Raw genomic sequence first — 14,594 nt, 5'->3', positions numbered from 1 at the left:
GGTTACTAGGCGCAGCTCCCTACAGCCCGCTGCCTCCCGCCCTAAAGAGTAAATTCCTGGCCCGGGTAGCCGACGACAATCTCACCGTCGAATTCTTCGGCAGCCGCAGCAAGTGTCTTTTCCTGATCCGCCCACGGCTGAATATGGACCAGCACCAGCTTCTTCACGTTTGCCTCTCGCGCCACCTGTCCAGCTTCTGCACCGGACATATGCATCCCTGCTGCTTTACCTTCGCTGCTTGGACCCCACGCTGCTTCGCAGAGGAAAAGGTCTGCATCGCGAGCAGCATCGACGAGCAGTGGTGTGTAGGCGGAGTCACCTGAATAGGTCAGAACTTTTCCGAGAGAAGTCTCTTCTACGCGCAATGCATGCGATTCCTGGGCAGGGTGTACGACGGGATAAGGAGTAACAGTCGCATGTCCGAGGAGTTCTTTTTGGTAAGGAACCCACGCTGCGGCCGCGAACGTATCAGAGATATCGTCGAAATCACCTGGGCCATCAGCTCCCATGCGCCCAAATAGCTCTGGTGCGTACGAAGGGCCGAAAAGTAGGTTTCTCCCTTGTGCCGCCAATTCTGGGTGGTAACGGCGCCAGATGGCCAAGGAGGTGAAATCAGAGCAATGGTCTTGATGGAGATGAGAAAAGACCAGGTGTGCGTCCGATGGGTTGCGCACTGATTGCAGAGCAGCGACGGATCCCGGCCCTAGATCCATCACGATCGCTGGGGAATCATGAACCTCGACCAGGTAGGAAGAACCTGGATTGCCCGGAGCCCCCAAGGATCCGGAGCAGCCTAAGATGGTCAATTTCATATCAATACTGTCCCACGTATCGCGCAGAAATTCAGGCGACACGGCAAATTTTATGCCGTCTCAATGTGCTGCACATTCTGCAGCGCAGGACCCAGAAATCTACTTGCCAACTGTTTAAAGGTGCGAACATCACCAGTCGATTCGAAGGCCACCACGGGCTCATGATCGGGGTCAGCGAACATGTCCTTCTCTGTCAGCACACGCATGACATCCTTGGTGGTCTCTTCTGCTGATGACACAAGCGTAACGTGATCACCGATTGCAAGTTGGATTACACCCGATAGCAAAGGGTAATGGGTGCACCCGAGGACGAGCGTGTCCACTCCCGCAGCTTGCAGAGGTTCGAGATAGCCCTGTGCAACGCCGAGAATTTGGCGTCCGGCTGTCACGCCGCGCTCAACGAAATCAACGAAGGCGGGGCACGCAGCTGCGGTGACTTCGACGTCCGGGTTCAGGGAGAACAGATCCTGGTAAGCGCCGGATTTGATGGTGCCGGCCGTTCCGATGACGCCGACTTTGCCATTGCGTGTTGTCGCCATGGCGCGTCGCACTGCGGGACGGATTACTTCGACAACGGGTATATCGTAGCGTTCACGCGCATCGGCCAAGAAGGCAGCTGTTGCCGTGTTGCAGGCAATGACCAGCATTTTGGATCCGCGTTCGACTAGCTCATCAGCGATCTTCATCGCATGTTGACGCACTTCTGCGATGGGGAGAGGCCCGTAGGGGCCGTTGGCTGTATCGCCAATATAAGTGATCGACTCTCCGGGCAGTTGTTCCATGATCGCGCGTGCGACCGTCAGCCCGCCAACACCTGAATCGAAAACTCCGATCGGGGCATTATTGCCTGCATCATCTGCAGGGGCCGAATTCAGCTGGGCATTGAAGTTTGGCGGAGTCACAATTAGGAATCTTACGCGTTTCTATCAGAGTGCAAGGCCTTCGCGATTTTGGCCATCGCCGAATCAACGGCGTGAAGTTCACTTTCGTCCAGGTTGTCGAAAAAGATTCGCCGTATCTCCGAGGTGTGTTCTGGTTCGGCTGTCTCAACGACCTTCTTGCCCTCGGAGGTTAACTCCGCGATGGTCGAGCGCCCGTCTTGTGCATCGGGAATACGACGAACCAGGCCGTTCTTCTCCAACCGCGTAATCACCCTGGAAAGGTGCGAAAGCGACATATCTGTCGCAGTGGCAAGCTCGCTTAAGCGAATTGCGCCCTGCTGGCTCACGGAAATTTCTCGCAGAGCCATGAAATCAAAGTGACCGATTCCGGCTTCTCGCTTGAGTCGCGCATCTAACTTCGCGGGTAAGGCCACATGTAATGACCATAAATTCCCCCACGTTCGCGACTCCTTCTCGTTGAGGAATGTGACTCTTTCAGTACTCATACTGGCATTGTACGTAACGATTTAATAAAGATAGCACAACGGACCGACTACAAAACGCTTTCTCAAGTAAGCATCGAATTGACCAGTCGAGATGAAAATTCTTTCATGTCGATTTTATGAAATTGCCAGATCAATCCCTGCCGTCACACAGGAACTATCTCCGTGCTTGGCGAGCACGTCGCTTCGCCTGCAGCGCCGGCGGATCATCGGAGGTAATAATCATCCCGGCGAGAACGCCTCCCACTGCCCCGAACAGGTGCGCCTGCCAACTCACACCCGGAGTACCGGGGAGCATGCCCCACACCAAGCCCGAATAGGCAAAGCCGAGAACAACACCCAACAAAATCTGCCGGAAGGAACGGTTAAAGATGCCCCGAACAACGAGGTAGAACAACCAGCCGTACACCAAACCGGAGGCGCCAATGTGGTTCGTGCCAATTCCGCCGAAGAGCCACACGCCGGCCCCGCCGACGACCGTGACTATTCCCGTGACCTCCCAGAACACTCTGTGGCCCGAGAATCCGATGATGAAACAGAAAATCGCACCCGGAATCGAGTTAGAGATCAAGTGCTCCAGGTTGGCGTGGAGAAGTGGCGAAGTGAAAATATTTGGTAGACCAGCCGGATCCAGCGGGTGGATTCCGAAGGCCTTCAAATTGCCGAAGAAAAAGATCTCGTCGACGAAGAAGACTGCCCAAATCACCACGAGGTAGCCGATGGCATAGGTTAATCCGGTCTTGGCCCCGTAGCTGCGTGCATGCTTTTTGGGCACCTGGTTCGGCATCTGATTGCCGTAAGGCTGCATGGGGCGCCTCCCCGACGGCTGTTGCGAGTACGGGGAGTTATAGCTGGAGTTCGGCGGATAGTAAGTCATTAGTGGCTAGCTTACTGTGCAATCTCTTGCCACGTCTTTACGTTATATCCAACTTGTGCGCTCTTCACAGCATCAACGATCGCCTCTTCGACGCACTGCGCAGCCGCCTCACAGAGTCTGCCCAACAGCATCGAGTCTTGCACCTGTGTCTCCTCTGCAGTGGAAACAGCGAACAAGGTATCGCCATCAAGTGGCGAATGCGCAGGTCGCACCGCCCGAGCCAGTCCATCATGCCCGGTCATGGCCAGACGCTGCAGCTGCGCCACCGGCACAGGGGCGTTCGTCGCAATGACGCCGATGGTCGTGTTCAGCTTCGGCATGGGTCGCTCAAGAGCACGAAAAGCTTGCTTATCGACGACGCCGTGATCCCCCGCAGCGAAGAACTCACCGGTCGCCTCATCAATCACGTTGCCCATGGGGTTTGCCACAACCGCCGCTGCGACCACGTACTCGTCGACAAGCGATGATGCCTGCCCGAAGCCGCCCCGCAGCACACCTGCCGTCGCCCCGCACCCGGCGCCAATGCTTCCCGACGAGGAGTCGGGCGCATCGAATGCTGCCGCGACCGCGCGGGCTCCGTCGTCTGCCGATGGCCGAATCGGGTCGCCCAGGATCAGATCGAAGATGACGGCCGCGGGAACAATGGGCACCCGCGGCCCGGGGTTGCCCTCCCCGAACACCGCGAAGCCGCGACCGCGCGACTCCAACTCGCGCATCGCGCCATCAGCGGCGGCGAGCCCAAACGCGGAGCCACCCGACAAGATGACCGCGTGCACACGCTCGACCGTGTTGTGGGGTGCGAGCAGGTCGGTCTCGCGTGTCCCGGGGCCGCCTCCGCGCACGTCGACGGCACCGACCATCCCACCCGGCGCGTCGGAGACGATGGCGGTCACCCCGCTTGAGCCAAGAGACTGATGGCCTACTCGGATGCCGGGGACATCAAGGATCGTTCCGCTCATGTGGGTGCCTTCCCTTCCGGGCCTTTTCTGACGATTAGTTAGCTAGTACGTCGAGCAGACTCTCTTGGCAATAACCCATCCACTCGACGAGGTTCTGCCGGTCTTGCTCCGCGCCCTCGCCGCCGCGCTCATCTGCAGATACATACAGGCGCAGATCGTTGAGCCCGGCAAGGAACTGGCGCGCCTCGGCCTCGTCGAGGGACACCTCCACACCCCCATCGGGGCCGAGTGCCGTATTAATTACTTGCAGGTTCTGCAGTTTGGTCTTAATAATGTCGGTCTCGTGCAGGCTGCGCAGCAAGGAATTGTCGCCTTCGTACTCTTCGTCGCCATCGCGCTCGAAGTCCGGCAACAAGCGGGCAAGGGAGGGATCCTGCGGCGCATCCTTATGCCCCGAGGGAAGATCCATCATCTGTGCCAGCTCATCTTTCGGTGCGGATTGGGCACGACCGATCAATGCCTCTGACACCGTTGCGGTGAGGTCGCCGAGGATCTCGCGCTCCATCGGATCAAACTTGGTGGTGTATTTGACGCTTCGCATCAAACCCTTTTTCCTGCGCCAAGCCTCCATACAACTTCCTCTCCGTTGTTTCTTTACTCGGTCTGTCTTACTTTTTTGCGGCTGCTTTTCTAGCCTGCTTGCTGCATTGTGGCCCAGAGGCCGGCGGTGTGGAGCTTTTTCACATCGCCTTCGACTTTGTCCTTCTCGCCGGTAGAGACAACAGCCTTACCTTCTGTATGGACCTGCATCATCAGTTCGTTGGCCCGCTTCCGGTCGTATCCCAAGACGGTTTGGAAAACATACGACACGTAGCTCATCAAATTGACGGGATCATCCCAGACTATGCACATCCACGGCAGGTTCTCCGCGGAGGCGACGTCAACTTCAAGCTGTTCGTCGAGGTCCGGGGTGGCCATAGGGGATCCCATGCGTGGATTTCCGTTCATGTAATAAAGAATACTCAATGACAGCGACGAAGTGCAGGTGGGTAAGTACGCCACCAACCTATAAGTTAGGATTTACTTAAACCCCGCTGAAAATTCTTTCAACATCTCCTGTACGATTCTGTTCGATTAGTTCGATTTAAAGGACACGTATGTCTGACCTCGCCGCACTCCTCAACCGCTACCGCGACATGCTTCGCCCTGCTGCTGCAGCACTCAGCGTCGTCATCGCGTTGCTTGCCACCGTGTTTGCTGCGTCTACTTCTCAGACACCCTCAGCCCCGCTCGACGATGACCGCAATAGCGGATATGTGGACCCCTCCTTCGAGGACGGTCAAAACCTCGAACAGATCCGCCAGGATTTCTTCTATGCTGTACTCGTGCTGCGTTCTGCGGAGCCTGGGGTGGGTCCAGTCACGATGGATCTTGAACTACAACGTATCGCCCAGGCGCACGCTGAAGGCAACGCGGTGACCGGGGTGGAAGAAAACCTCAACCAACCAGTAGCGATGGTCCAACACCACCTCCCAGTGGAAAGCGCCACGGGCCGCTCATTGCTCGATGCTTTCCTCTATTCGGACGCTCATACTGGAGTTTTCCTCGATTCTCGCCACGAACACGTCGGCATCGGTGTCGCGCAGGGGCACGGCAATGTGTGGATTACAGTGGTGTTTTCGCAATAGCTTTGCCACAATATCGTCACTATTTCCCTCGCTGACTCTCGCTTGACCCTCGCTGTGACCTAGGTCCCTGCGATATGCTGGGAAACTGTGAATGCATCTTCCTCAACTAGTCCAGAACGCTCAACATCGTTTCTCACTGATAAATATGAGTTAACAATGCTTGAGGCGGCGCTCCACGACGGTACAGCGCACCGTGCCTCTTCCTTTGAAGTGTTCTCGCGAAAACTTCCCAACGAGCGCCGCTACGGCGTCGTCGCCGGCACGGCACGCGTACTCCGCGCGATTAGGGATTTTCGTTTTACCGAGGAACAGTTAGCCACCCTCGACTTCCTCGACGAGGGCACCATTGAGTACTTGCGCAATTACAAGTTCTCCGGTGATATCGATGGGTACCGCGAAGGTGAGCTCTACTTCCCTTACTCCCCGATTCTGACGTTGCGCGGCACTTTCGCCGAATGTGTCGTCCTCGAGACAGTGGTCCTGTCTATCATGAATGCGGATTCCGCTATCGCCTCGGCAGCATCGCGCATGGTTACTGCCGCCGACGGCCGCCCGATCATTGAGATGGGTTCGCGCCGCACCCACGAATACGCAGCCGTTACTGCTGCCCGCGCAGCTTACCTCGCGGGATTCGAAGCGACCTCCAATATGGAAGCAGAATACCGTTACGGTGTTCCCGCCTCGGGCACATCGGCTCACGCCTGGACGCTGTTGCACATCAACGAGGATGGCTCCGCCAACGAGAAGGAAGCCTTCCGCTCTCAAATCGAGTCCCTCGGCGTGGACACCACCTTGCTCGTGGATACTTACGACATCACTCAGGGAGTAGCCAACGCTATCGAGGTCGCCGGCACCGAGCTCGGAGGCGTGCGCATCGACTCTGGAGATCTCGGGGCGGTTACCCGTCGCGTCCGCCGACAGCTCGACGAACTGGGTGCCTATAACACGAAGATCGTTGTCTCCTCCGACCTCGACGAATTCGCCATCGCGGGTCTGCGTGGCGATCCTGTTGATGTCTACGGTGTGGGCACTTCCGTGGTCACCGGTTCCGGCGCCCCCACCGCGGGCATGGTGTACAAGCTAGTCGAGGTGGACGGCCATCCTGTGGCGAAACGCTCCCGTGGCAAGACGATGATGGGTGGCACCAAGACCGCAGTGCGCGCTTATCGGAATACCGGTGTTGCAGTAGAAGAAGTTGTCACCCCCGCTGATCATCCGGAACCGGAGAAGGCTGGGTTAACCTGTCGCCAGCTGGTCGTTCCCCTGGTCCGTGCGGGTGAAATCGAGCAACAGCCGACCCTGGAGGAATCTCGCGACTACCTCGCGGAACAAATCCACACGTTGCCGTGGGAGGGCTTGGCTCTCTCGCGCGACGAACCCGCTATTCCGACCCGGCTGGTGGGCTTCCCGGAAGACGATAGTCGCTAGACTCTTTCGTTGTGAGTGACCAGCCTTTAAACCAAACAACCACCGACCTGCTCAGCGCCGCCGTCGCAGCGCTTGGGGGCGCCGAGCGCCCTGGCCAGGTCGCCATGGCAAAAGCTGTCACCTCCGCGCTCGATTCCGAGCGCCACCTCGCCGTCCAAGCAGGCACGGGCACGGGTAAGTCCTTGGCCTACCTCGTGCCGGCGATTCGTCACGCCCAGGCCAGCGACACCACCGTCATTGTCTCCACCGCCACCATCGCGCTGCAGCGCCAGCTCGTCGAGCGAGACCTCCCCCGTCTCGCCGATGCGCTCGAGCCCCTGATGGAGAAAAGGCCCACCTTCGCGATCCAGAAGGGCCGCTCAAATTACGTCTGCCTGCACAAGCTCGCCGTCCCAGATGAGCCACCAGAAGCGCTTTTCGACGATGAGAGCACCTCGCAAACCTCATGGATGGGTAAACAAGTTGCTCGCGTGCACGATTGGGCGCAGGAAACCGAAACCGGCGACCGCGACGACCTTGAACCCGGTGTGCCCGACATGGCCTGGCGCCAGGTCTCTGTTACCTCCGCCGAGTGCCTGGGCGCCACCCGCTGCCCGCACGGCGCGGAGTGCTTCGCCGAGCTGGCGAAGGCGCGCACGAAAGACGTCGATATCGTGGTCACCAACCACGCGCTGTTGGCCATCGATGCGCTGGCTGATGTGGATATTCTTCCCGAGCACGACGTCGTGATCGTCGACGAGGCCCACGAGCTCGACGGCAGAATCACCTCGGTGGCCACCTCGGAGATCTCCGCCCGCGCGCTCAGCATGTCTGCTCGTCGCGCCGGCAAGCTCAACGCGACACGAGAGAAAGACGACCTGGAAAAGGTAATCGACGACTTCACCGCGACTGTCGATCTGGAAGAACCGGGACGCTGGGAAAACATTTCCGATTCAGCCCGCGGCGCTTTCGTCGGTGTGCGTGACGCTCTCTGGAAAACACGGGAGGCCATTTCCAAGGCCCCGGACGGCGAATCCGCCAACGATCCCGAACGCTTCGCCGAGCGCGAGAACTTAAAAAATCACATCCAAGACCAACACGACGCCATCGTGCGCATCCTCGAGGTCTTCGACGAGGACAACCCTGCCGACTATGACGACGTGGTCTGGCTCGAGCGCTCCAAACGCTTCGGCGACACCGTGGCCGTGGCTCCCCTGTCCGTGTCCGGGTTGCTCCGCGAAAAACTCTTCGGCGAACAGACTGTTGTTCTCACCTCGGCGACGTTGAACGTCGGTGGCAATTTCAACGCTATGGCCGCAAGTTGGGGGCTGCCCGATGGCACCTGGGATTCCCTCGACGCGGGCACCCCGTTCGATCCCCGCAAATCAGGAATTTTATACACGGCGAAGCACCTCCCCCAGCCCGGTCGCGACGGTCTTGCCGAGGAGACGCTTGACGAGATCGCCGGTCTCATCACGGCCGCCGGGGGTCGCACGCTCGGGCTTTTCTCGTCGAAACGCGCTGCCCAGCAGGCTGCGGAGGCGATGCAGAAGCGCCTTCCCTTCGATATTTTGGTCCAAGGAGAAGATTCCACGGGGGCACTCGTCGATAAGTTCTCTGCGAGCGAGAATGTCTGCCTCTTCGGCACTCTGACGCTGTGGCAGGGTGTCGACGTGCCGGGGCGTTCCCTCTCGCTCGTGATCATCGACCGGATTCCCTTCCCCCGTCCCGACGATCCGCTGCAGCAGGCGCGCGCCAAGGCCGCCGATGCCGCCGGCCGTTCGGGATTTATGGAGGTCTCCGCGACGCATGCCGCGCTGCTCATGGCGCAGGGCGCGGGCCGATTGCTGCGCAGCGTCGATGACCGCGGCGTCGTGGCCGTGCTCGACCCACGTTTGGAGACGAAGCGCTACGGCAGTTTCCTGCGCAAGAGCCTGCCCGATTTCTGGTCGACCTCAGATCCCGACGTCGTGCGAGGCGCTTTACGACGATTAGTTGCCCCCGTACCTAAATAAATACGATTGAGATAGTGTTAAATCATGGCTCGTAACCCGGTTCGTTCCAGCTGCGCCCAACCGCATGAATGCGGGCTTGACGTGCGGCTTAATGCGCTTGCCCGCAATCCCCTGACCAAGCACTTAACCCACGATGATCACCTCTTGTTGGATACCTACGTCTCCGCTTGGGCGTGGGGCGCTGACGAACCGATTGTCTTCGCCGGCGAGGAATCCGAAGGCAGCTATCTGATTGTCCATGGTCGCGTCCGCATGTCCCGCGACACCGCCGATGGGCGCAACATCACCATCGATATCGCCGCACCTGGTGACATCGTTGGGCCGATCTCCTCGCATGTGGCCACCGCGGAAAGTTCCGCCTGGGCGATGGAAACCACCTGTGCCCTCTACCTCGAGCACACCGCGTTGGCGGAAGTACTCGAGCGCTGGCCTTCGGTTGGTGTGGCCTTGTTGCAGCTGCAGCAGGCCCGGCTGACGGAAGCCAATGATCGCGAGGTCGCACACGTCTCCCGCACCGTCGAGCAGCGCGTCGCTGCCGTGTTGTTGCGTCTCGACGAAAAAATGGGTCAGCACATGTCAGACGGAAGCCACCTGATTCAGGTGAAAGTACGCCGCGAAGACATCGCCGGAATGGCAGGCACCACTGTGGAATCTGCCTCTCGCGCAATGTCGGGCCTGAAGAAGAAGGAGATCATCGACTCCGGTCGCGAGTGGGTGCGCATTCTCAATGTTGATCTCCTCGAGGATATTGCCCACAGTTTGGACGGCTAAGGGGAAGTTTCTCCTCTTGCCTGGGACTACACTGGGACTCAATCCATCGGCCAACTCGGGCCCGCGATTGGAGTGCGTATGAACGACTCTGTCTACCTCGACGTATTCGTCACACCCTCATCGCTAGATTCCCAAACATTGCGTGAGCTCCATCGCTTCACGGATGTAACCATTGCCGATTTGTACGACCGAGCCTTAGCACGTGAGCCTGTGTTCACCACCCAGTTGTTTAATGATGAGTGGTACGCCGGAACCTCGCAGCGTCTACTGCAACTTGTCGAATCTTTATCCACCCGCGGTGTGGGCTACCATCTCGAAGTCGGTCCAGTGACGCTGAGCCTGGAAACGTTGCGCCGCATCATTGCCGCGGGAAAGAATACAGATCAAAGGATTCTGGACCAGGCCAGCCCGCCCAGCGAATTCAATTGGCGAATCAACAGAGGGATGGAGGATCCAGAGGTCCTCGCCGAGCGGGCACGCAGGCTCCGTGTCTCTATGCCTGAGCTCAAGACCGTCCGTGGCCAGGCGCAAAACGAACTTGCGTCTTCCATTGCCCACGTTGTCGAACCAGCCGGCTTTCGGCGAGAAAAGGCTGGGCTGTGGGTGAAGTCAACACCGCCAAGGCACGGCACACAGGTTGGGGCATTTCGAGTATTCGATTCCCGCGTCGAACCGCATAGCTTCCCTGGATTATTATGAGCTGGTTGCTGATCCCGAATTCATCCCTTATTTGATGCGGCTTCTCGAAGATCGGGCATTGCCTTTTCTTTCTGCAGAGCTGGAGCCCACACCAGTAAAGGCCCACAATTCGTGGATCTCCAAGATTTTTGGCGCTAAGCCCCAAGAATAGGGCCTATGCCGTTAGTGTTCCGGGGCGAGCGGCAACTGTTATCGAATCGGGCGCGACTTCGGTAAAGCCAGCATCGCGCACCAATACAGCATCCTCGTGGGAAATGAAATTGTGGTAATCTTCGCCCTGCATTTCCACCACATTGAGTGGGAACCCTGCCTGAGCCCACGCCACCGCTTGATCCGTAGGAAGGGAGGCCGCAAAGAGCATACTCGCGTGGCCCACCTGGGCTGCAGCCTTGCCGGCTGTCATCTGCAGTGAGGCATCTACTGCAATGGTCGGCAGCTCAGGATGGAAATGCGCCTCGCCACCTTCGTGCACATCAGTGCCCTGGATCTGCAACTTCTTAATTTCTGCCGGTACTTCGCTCACGGCAGAAGGAATGAAGGCACGCACTCGAGCGCTACCAAAACTGGTTGTGACACCAGCGAGGGCCTGCACGTCGTCCCAGGCTTTGTTCCGACCCCGCCGGGCGACCTTTCTAATCAAGTGTCCATACCATTGCTCTAGGTGGGAATGCCAGATCTCATCGCTGATCGCCTCCGGAGCCAGACACACCCCCACCACCGCCTGGGCGGTGGCGACGAGTAAATCATTGCGGGCGGGTTGCTCCGACTTCGGGATGTACAAAGCAATCTGCATTGCCTGCACTGTGGCCGGGTCGTCGGGGTTTTCGCTGTGCTCTCGTCGGTCGTTGGAAACACTTGTCGCGAGGAAATCGTGTGCCTTAGCAATGAGATCAGACTGCATTATTGCAACGGTACTCGTCGATAAGTGCCTTCCTCCAGATCGGAGGAATCAATCTCACTCCGAGGAATACCCATGATGTGAAGCACAGTGTCCAAAAATGGTGTGGTCACCGAAGTATCAGCAACTTCCTTCAACGCTGGCTTGGCATTAAAAGCGATACCAAGGCCGGCTGCCGAGAGCATATCGATGTCATTCGCACCGTCGCCCACGGCGACAGTTTGTGCCATCTCGAGGCCCGAATCAGCCGCGAATTCCGCGAGGAACTCCGCCTTAGCTTTCCGATCGACGACCTTGCCAATCACGTTGCCCGTCAGCTTGCCATCGACGATTTCAAGGGTGTTCGCCCGCACGTAGTCCAGTTCAAGATCCTCAGCGAGATCCGCGAGCACCTGGATGAACCCACCGGAGACGACCGCGGTGCTATACCCCATCTTCTTGAGCGTACGAATGGTGGTACGCGCACCCGGGGTCAGCTCGATGTCCGCAGCAACAGCATCGATGACCGAGGCGTCCAGCCCAGCAAGAGTCTTCACACGCTCGCGCAGGGATTCCTCGAAATCGAGCTCACCGCGCATCGCGCGCTCTGTTACTTCGGCAACCTCTGCTTCTTTGCCAGCATGTGCGGCGAGCATTTCAATGACTTCACCGGTAATCAGGGTGGAATCGCAGTCGAAGCACACCAGGCGCTTCGCACGACGAGCAAGACCCGCTTCTTCAATGGCGAGATCGATGCCCAGGCGAGGTGCGAGCTCCGCCAACGCCTCACGGATTGCTTTGCCGTGCTCGTGAGCAGACTCTGGGATGGTGAGGTAGAGCTCGAGGCCCGTGACTGGGTAGTCGGCAATACCGCGGATGCGGTCAATGTTGGCATCATAGTTGGCTACAGTGCGGCCGACTTCGGAAACGTGCTCCGCTGTGACTGGATTACCCAGCATCACCACAACGTGGGTAGAACGTGGACAACTCTTGATGGCAACCTCGGAGCCGACTTCGACGGTGACGCGCTGGCCGTAACCCTTGAGAGTTTCCGACAAGCCCTCACGAACTTCGTCCGTCTTCGCTGCGTTGACACCAATGAAGGCTGCCAGGTAAAGATTGCCACGAAAGTTAGCTTGCTCGACATCAAGAAGCTGAACGCTGTGGCTAGAAAGCACGCGGAATGTCGCGGCTGATACGCCCGGGCGGTCCGGCCCGGTGACAGTTACAACTGCATGCTCAAGCCCCGGCTGCAGTTCGACTACTTCATTGGTCACGAGGAAATGTCACGTCCTTGAAAATTGTTTTAAGTATCTGTTGTGGCAATGCGTTGCCGGTGGATTTTTGAACCCACCTTATTAAACCCTAAACCCCCAAGACTCGGGTAAACCGAGTCTTGGGGGCAGAACGTAGTCAGTTAGTTCTTCGGGCTCGTCAGGCTCCTAGTGGGAACCGACGTGCGCTTCCTTGCGCATTCTCTCAACCATGTGCGGGTAGTGCAGCTCGAACGCTGGGCGCTCGGAGCGGATACGTGGCAGCGAGGTGAAGTTGTGGCGTGGAGGAGGGCAAGAGGTTGCCCACTCCAGGGAGTTGCCGTAACCCCAAGGGTCGTCGACGGTGACAACTTCGCCGTATCGCCAGGACTTGAACACGTTCCAAACGAGTGGGATAACCGAAGCACCCAGGACGAAGGAGAAGATCGTGGAGATCTGGTTGAACAGCGTGAAGCCGTCGGAGTCCAGGTAGTCGGCGTAACGACGAGGCATACCCATGTTGCCCAGCCAGTGCTGGATCAGGAAGGTGCCGTGGAAGCCGATGTAGGTCAGCCAGAAGTGCCACTTTGCCAGACCCTCGTCTGCCATACGGCCGGTGATCTTCGGGAACCAGAAGTACATGCCAGCGAAGGAGGAGAACACCACGGTACCGAAGAGGGTGTAGTGGAAGTGAGCGATCAGGAAGTACGAGTCAGCCAGGTGGAAGTCCAGTGGTGGGGATGCCAGCATAATGCCGGTGAGACCACCGAAGAGGAAGGTGGACATGAAGCCCATTGCCCAGATCATTGGCGACTGCCAGGTGATGTGGCCATTCCACATCGTGCCCACCCAGTTGAAGAACTTCACGCCGGTTGGAACCGCGATCAGGAACGTCATGAAGGAGAAGAACGGCAACAGAACTGCACCGGTGACGTACATGTGGTGAGCCCACACAGCCATGGCCAGGCCTGCAATTGCGAGCGTTGCGAAGACCAGGCCGATGTAGCCGAAGATTGGCTTACGGGAGAACACTGGAACGATCTCAGAGATGACGCCGAAGAATGGCAGTGCCAGGACGTAGACCTCTGGGTGACCGAAGAACCAGAACAGGTGCTGCCACAAGATGGCGCCACCGTTAGCGGAATCAAAGATGTGTCCGCCGAGCTTACGGTCGTACAGGACGCCAAGTGCCGCTGCGGTCAGCAGTGGGAAGATCATCAGCGCGAGGATCGAGGTAGCCAGAATCGTCCAGGTGAACACTGGCATACGGAACATGGTCATGCCTGGAGCACGCATGGTCAAGATGGTGGTGAGCATGTTGATCGCGGAGGCAATGGTACCGATACCCATTGCACCAACACCGATGATCCACAGGTCAGCGCCAACACCCGGGGTGTGAACCTGGTCAGACAGTGGGACATACATGGTCCAACCGAAGTCTGCCGCGCCACCTGGGGTAAGGAAGCCAACCAGCGTCGCGATGATGCCGGCCTGGGTGATCCAGAAGCCGAATGCGTTCAAACGTGGGAAAGAAACGTCGGGTGCGCCGATCTGCAGAGGCAGCACGTAGTTCGCGAAGCCCCAGACGATTGGCGTACCGAATGCAAGCAGCATGATGGTGCCGTGCATGGTGAACAACTGGTTAAACTGCTCGTTCGACAGGAACTGCAGGCCCGGGGAGAACAGCTCCGCACGGATCAGCAGCGCCATCAGGCCGCCAACGAAGAACCAGATAAACGACATGATCAAGTACCAGACACCCAGTGTCTTGTGATCAGTCGTAGTTAGAATTTTATAGAGCTTTGCACCTTTTCGTTCATTACCGAAAGGTTCGGGCCTCTCCGGCGCGACGTGGTCGTCGAGCCTTGGCGCCACTGCGGTCATACGATCCTCCTGACTACTGACGCGCCTT

Annotated in this window: 15 protein-coding genes; 5 read left to right on the top strand and 10 right to left on the bottom strand. The window is 58.2% G+C overall.

Going from position 1 to position 14,594, the window contains the following annotated elements:
* Positions 1-41: 41 nt before the first annotated feature.
* The 7 genes from A37O_RS0103965 to clpS form a co-directional block, all read right to left on the bottom strand.
* Positions 42-812: an MBL fold metallo-hydrolase gene (locus tag A37O_RS0103965; protein WP_026196127.1), complete on the bottom strand. Its 771-nt coding sequence runs from the start codon at positions 810-812 to the stop codon at positions 42-44.
* A gap of 50 nt (positions 813-862) precedes the next feature.
* Positions 863-1,714, bottom strand: coding sequence for a glutamate racemase (gene murI / locus A37O_RS0103960; protein WP_018296203.1), 852 nt, complete (start codon positions 1,712-1,714; stop codon positions 863-865).
* A gap of 11 nt (positions 1,715-1,725) precedes the next feature.
* The gene (locus tag A37O_RS0103955; protein ID WP_026196125.1) at positions 1,726-2,199 is read right to left on the bottom strand and encodes a MarR family winged helix-turn-helix transcriptional regulator; all 474 of its coding nucleotides are present in this window, start codon (positions 2,197-2,199) and stop codon (positions 1,726-1,728) included.
* Between the two features lie 154 nt (positions 2,200-2,353).
* Positions 2,354-3,004: a rhomboid family intramembrane serine protease gene (locus tag A37O_RS0103950; protein WP_018296201.1), complete on the bottom strand. Its 651-nt coding sequence runs from the start codon at positions 3,002-3,004 to the stop codon at positions 2,354-2,356.
* Positions 3,005-3,084: 80 nt separating this feature from the next.
* Positions 3,085-4,032, bottom strand: a complete 948-nt coding sequence (locus A37O_RS0103945; protein WP_018296200.1) for a P1 family peptidase — start codon at positions 4,030-4,032, stop codon at positions 3,085-3,087.
* Between the two features lie 34 nt (positions 4,033-4,066).
* Positions 4,067-4,603 (bottom strand): DUF2017 domain-containing protein, encoded by a 537-nt coding sequence (locus A37O_RS0103940; RefSeq protein ID WP_018296199.1) that lies wholly within the window; start codon positions 4,601-4,603, stop codon positions 4,067-4,069.
* Positions 4,604-4,662: 59 nt separating this feature from the next.
* Entirely contained in the window at positions 4,663-4,950 is a 288-nt protein-coding gene (gene clpS, locus A37O_RS0103935) for an ATP-dependent Clp protease adapter ClpS (protein WP_018296198.1), read from the bottom strand.
* A 179-nt stretch (positions 4,951-5,129) separates the two neighbouring features.
* Between clpS and A37O_RS0103930 the strand changes: the two genes are divergently transcribed.
* From A37O_RS0103930 to A37O_RS0103910, 5 genes are all read left to right on the top strand, one after another.
* The gene (locus A37O_RS0103930) at positions 5,130-5,660 is read left to right on the top strand and encodes a CAP domain-containing protein (RefSeq protein WP_018296197.1); all 531 of its coding nucleotides are present in this window, start codon (positions 5,130-5,132) and stop codon (positions 5,658-5,660) included.
* Positions 5,661-5,747: 87 nt separating this feature from the next.
* Positions 5,748-7,088 (top strand): nicotinate phosphoribosyltransferase, encoded by a 1,341-nt coding sequence (locus A37O_RS0103925; protein WP_026196122.1) that lies wholly within the window; start codon positions 5,748-5,750, stop codon positions 7,086-7,088.
* An 11-nt stretch (positions 7,089-7,099) separates the two neighbouring features.
* Positions 7,100-9,082 carry an ATP-dependent DNA helicase gene (locus A37O_RS0103920; RefSeq protein ID WP_018296195.1) on the top strand — a complete coding sequence of 661 codons (1,983 nt, stop codon included), beginning with the start codon at positions 7,100-7,102 and terminating at the stop codon, positions 9,080-9,082.
* Between the two features lie 24 nt (positions 9,083-9,106).
* On the top strand, positions 9,107-9,853 hold the full coding sequence (locus A37O_RS0103915) for a Crp/Fnr family transcriptional regulator (protein ID WP_026196121.1): 747 nt from the start codon (positions 9,107-9,109) through the stop codon (positions 9,851-9,853).
* 78 nt (positions 9,854-9,931) lie between these two features.
* A complete protein-coding gene (locus tag A37O_RS0103910; protein WP_018296193.1) occupies positions 9,932-10,552 on the top strand; it encodes a hypothetical protein in 621 nt (206 codons plus the stop codon).
* A gap of 154 nt (positions 10,553-10,706) precedes the next feature.
* On the opposite strand, the gene A37O_RS0103905 is transcribed toward A37O_RS0103910, so the two are convergent.
* The 3 genes from A37O_RS0103905 to ctaD all read right to left on the bottom strand — a co-directional run bounded on the left by A37O_RS0103905 (position 10,707) and on the right by ctaD (position 14,566).
* Complete coding sequence (locus A37O_RS0103905) at positions 10,707-11,453, bottom strand: peptidyl-tRNA hydrolase (protein WP_018296192.1); 747 nt, start codon at positions 11,451-11,453, stop codon at positions 10,707-10,709.
* Positions 11,453-12,706 carry a phosphoserine phosphatase SerB gene (serB, locus tag A37O_RS0103900; protein ID WP_018296191.1) on the bottom strand — a complete coding sequence of 418 codons (1,254 nt, stop codon included), beginning with the start codon at positions 12,704-12,706 and terminating at the stop codon, positions 11,453-11,455. The genes A37O_RS0103905 and serB overlap by 1 nt, the downstream gene beginning before the upstream one ends.
* A 165-nt stretch (positions 12,707-12,871) precedes the next feature.
* The gene (gene ctaD, locus A37O_RS0103895) at positions 12,872-14,566 is read right to left on the bottom strand and encodes an aa3-type cytochrome oxidase subunit I (RefSeq protein ID WP_018296190.1); all 1,695 of its coding nucleotides are present in this window, start codon (positions 14,564-14,566) and stop codon (positions 12,872-12,874) included.
* Between the last annotated feature and the right edge of the window lie 28 nt (positions 14,567-14,594).

It is taken from the genome of Corynebacterium lubricantis DSM 45231 (assembly GCF_000379425.1).
GTDB lineage: Bacteria > Actinomycetota > Actinomycetes > Mycobacteriales > Mycobacteriaceae > Corynebacterium > Corynebacterium lubricantis.
Note: the sequence above shows the minus strand (reverse complement) of the source record. Positions and strands in the feature narration are given on the sequence as shown.

Coding starts and splice junctions, on each gene's coding strand:
- A37O_RS0103965 (WP_026196127.1), bottom strand. CDS start 812: ATGAAATTGACCATCTTAGGCTGCTCCGGATCCTTGGGGGCTCCGGGC.
- A37O_RS0103930 (WP_018296197.1), top strand. CDS start 5,130: ATGTCTGACCTCGCCGCACTCCTCAACCGCTACCGCGACATGCTTCGC.
- A37O_RS0103950 (WP_018296201.1), bottom strand. CDS start 3,004: ATGCAGCCTTACGGCAATCAGATGCCGAACCAGGTGCCCAAAAAGCAT.
- A37O_RS0103940 (WP_018296199.1), bottom strand. CDS start 4,603: ATGGAGGCTTGGCGCAGGAAAAAGGGTTTGATGCGAAGCGTCAAATAC.
- A37O_RS0103915 (WP_026196121.1), top strand. CDS start 9,107: ATGGCTCGTAACCCGGTTCGTTCCAGCTGCGCCCAACCGCATGAATGC.
- clpS (WP_018296198.1), bottom strand. CDS start 4,950: ATGGCCACCCCGGACCTCGACGAACAGCTTGAAGTTGACGTCGCCTCC.
- ctaD (WP_018296190.1), bottom strand. CDS start 14,566: ATGACCGCAGTGGCGCCAAGGCTCGACGACCACGTCGCGCCGGAGAGG.
- A37O_RS0103905 (WP_018296192.1), bottom strand. CDS start 11,453: ATGCAGTCTGATCTCATTGCTAAGGCACACGATTTCCTCGCGACAAGT.
- A37O_RS0103910 (WP_018296193.1), top strand. CDS start 9,932: ATGAACGACTCTGTCTACCTCGACGTATTCGTCACACCCTCATCGCTA.
- A37O_RS0103945 (WP_018296200.1), bottom strand. CDS start 4,032: ATGAGCGGAACGATCCTTGATGTCCCCGGCATCCGAGTAGGCCATCAG.
- A37O_RS0103955 (WP_026196125.1), bottom strand. CDS start 2,199: ATGAGTACTGAAAGAGTCACATTCCTCAACGAGAAGGAGTCGCGAACG.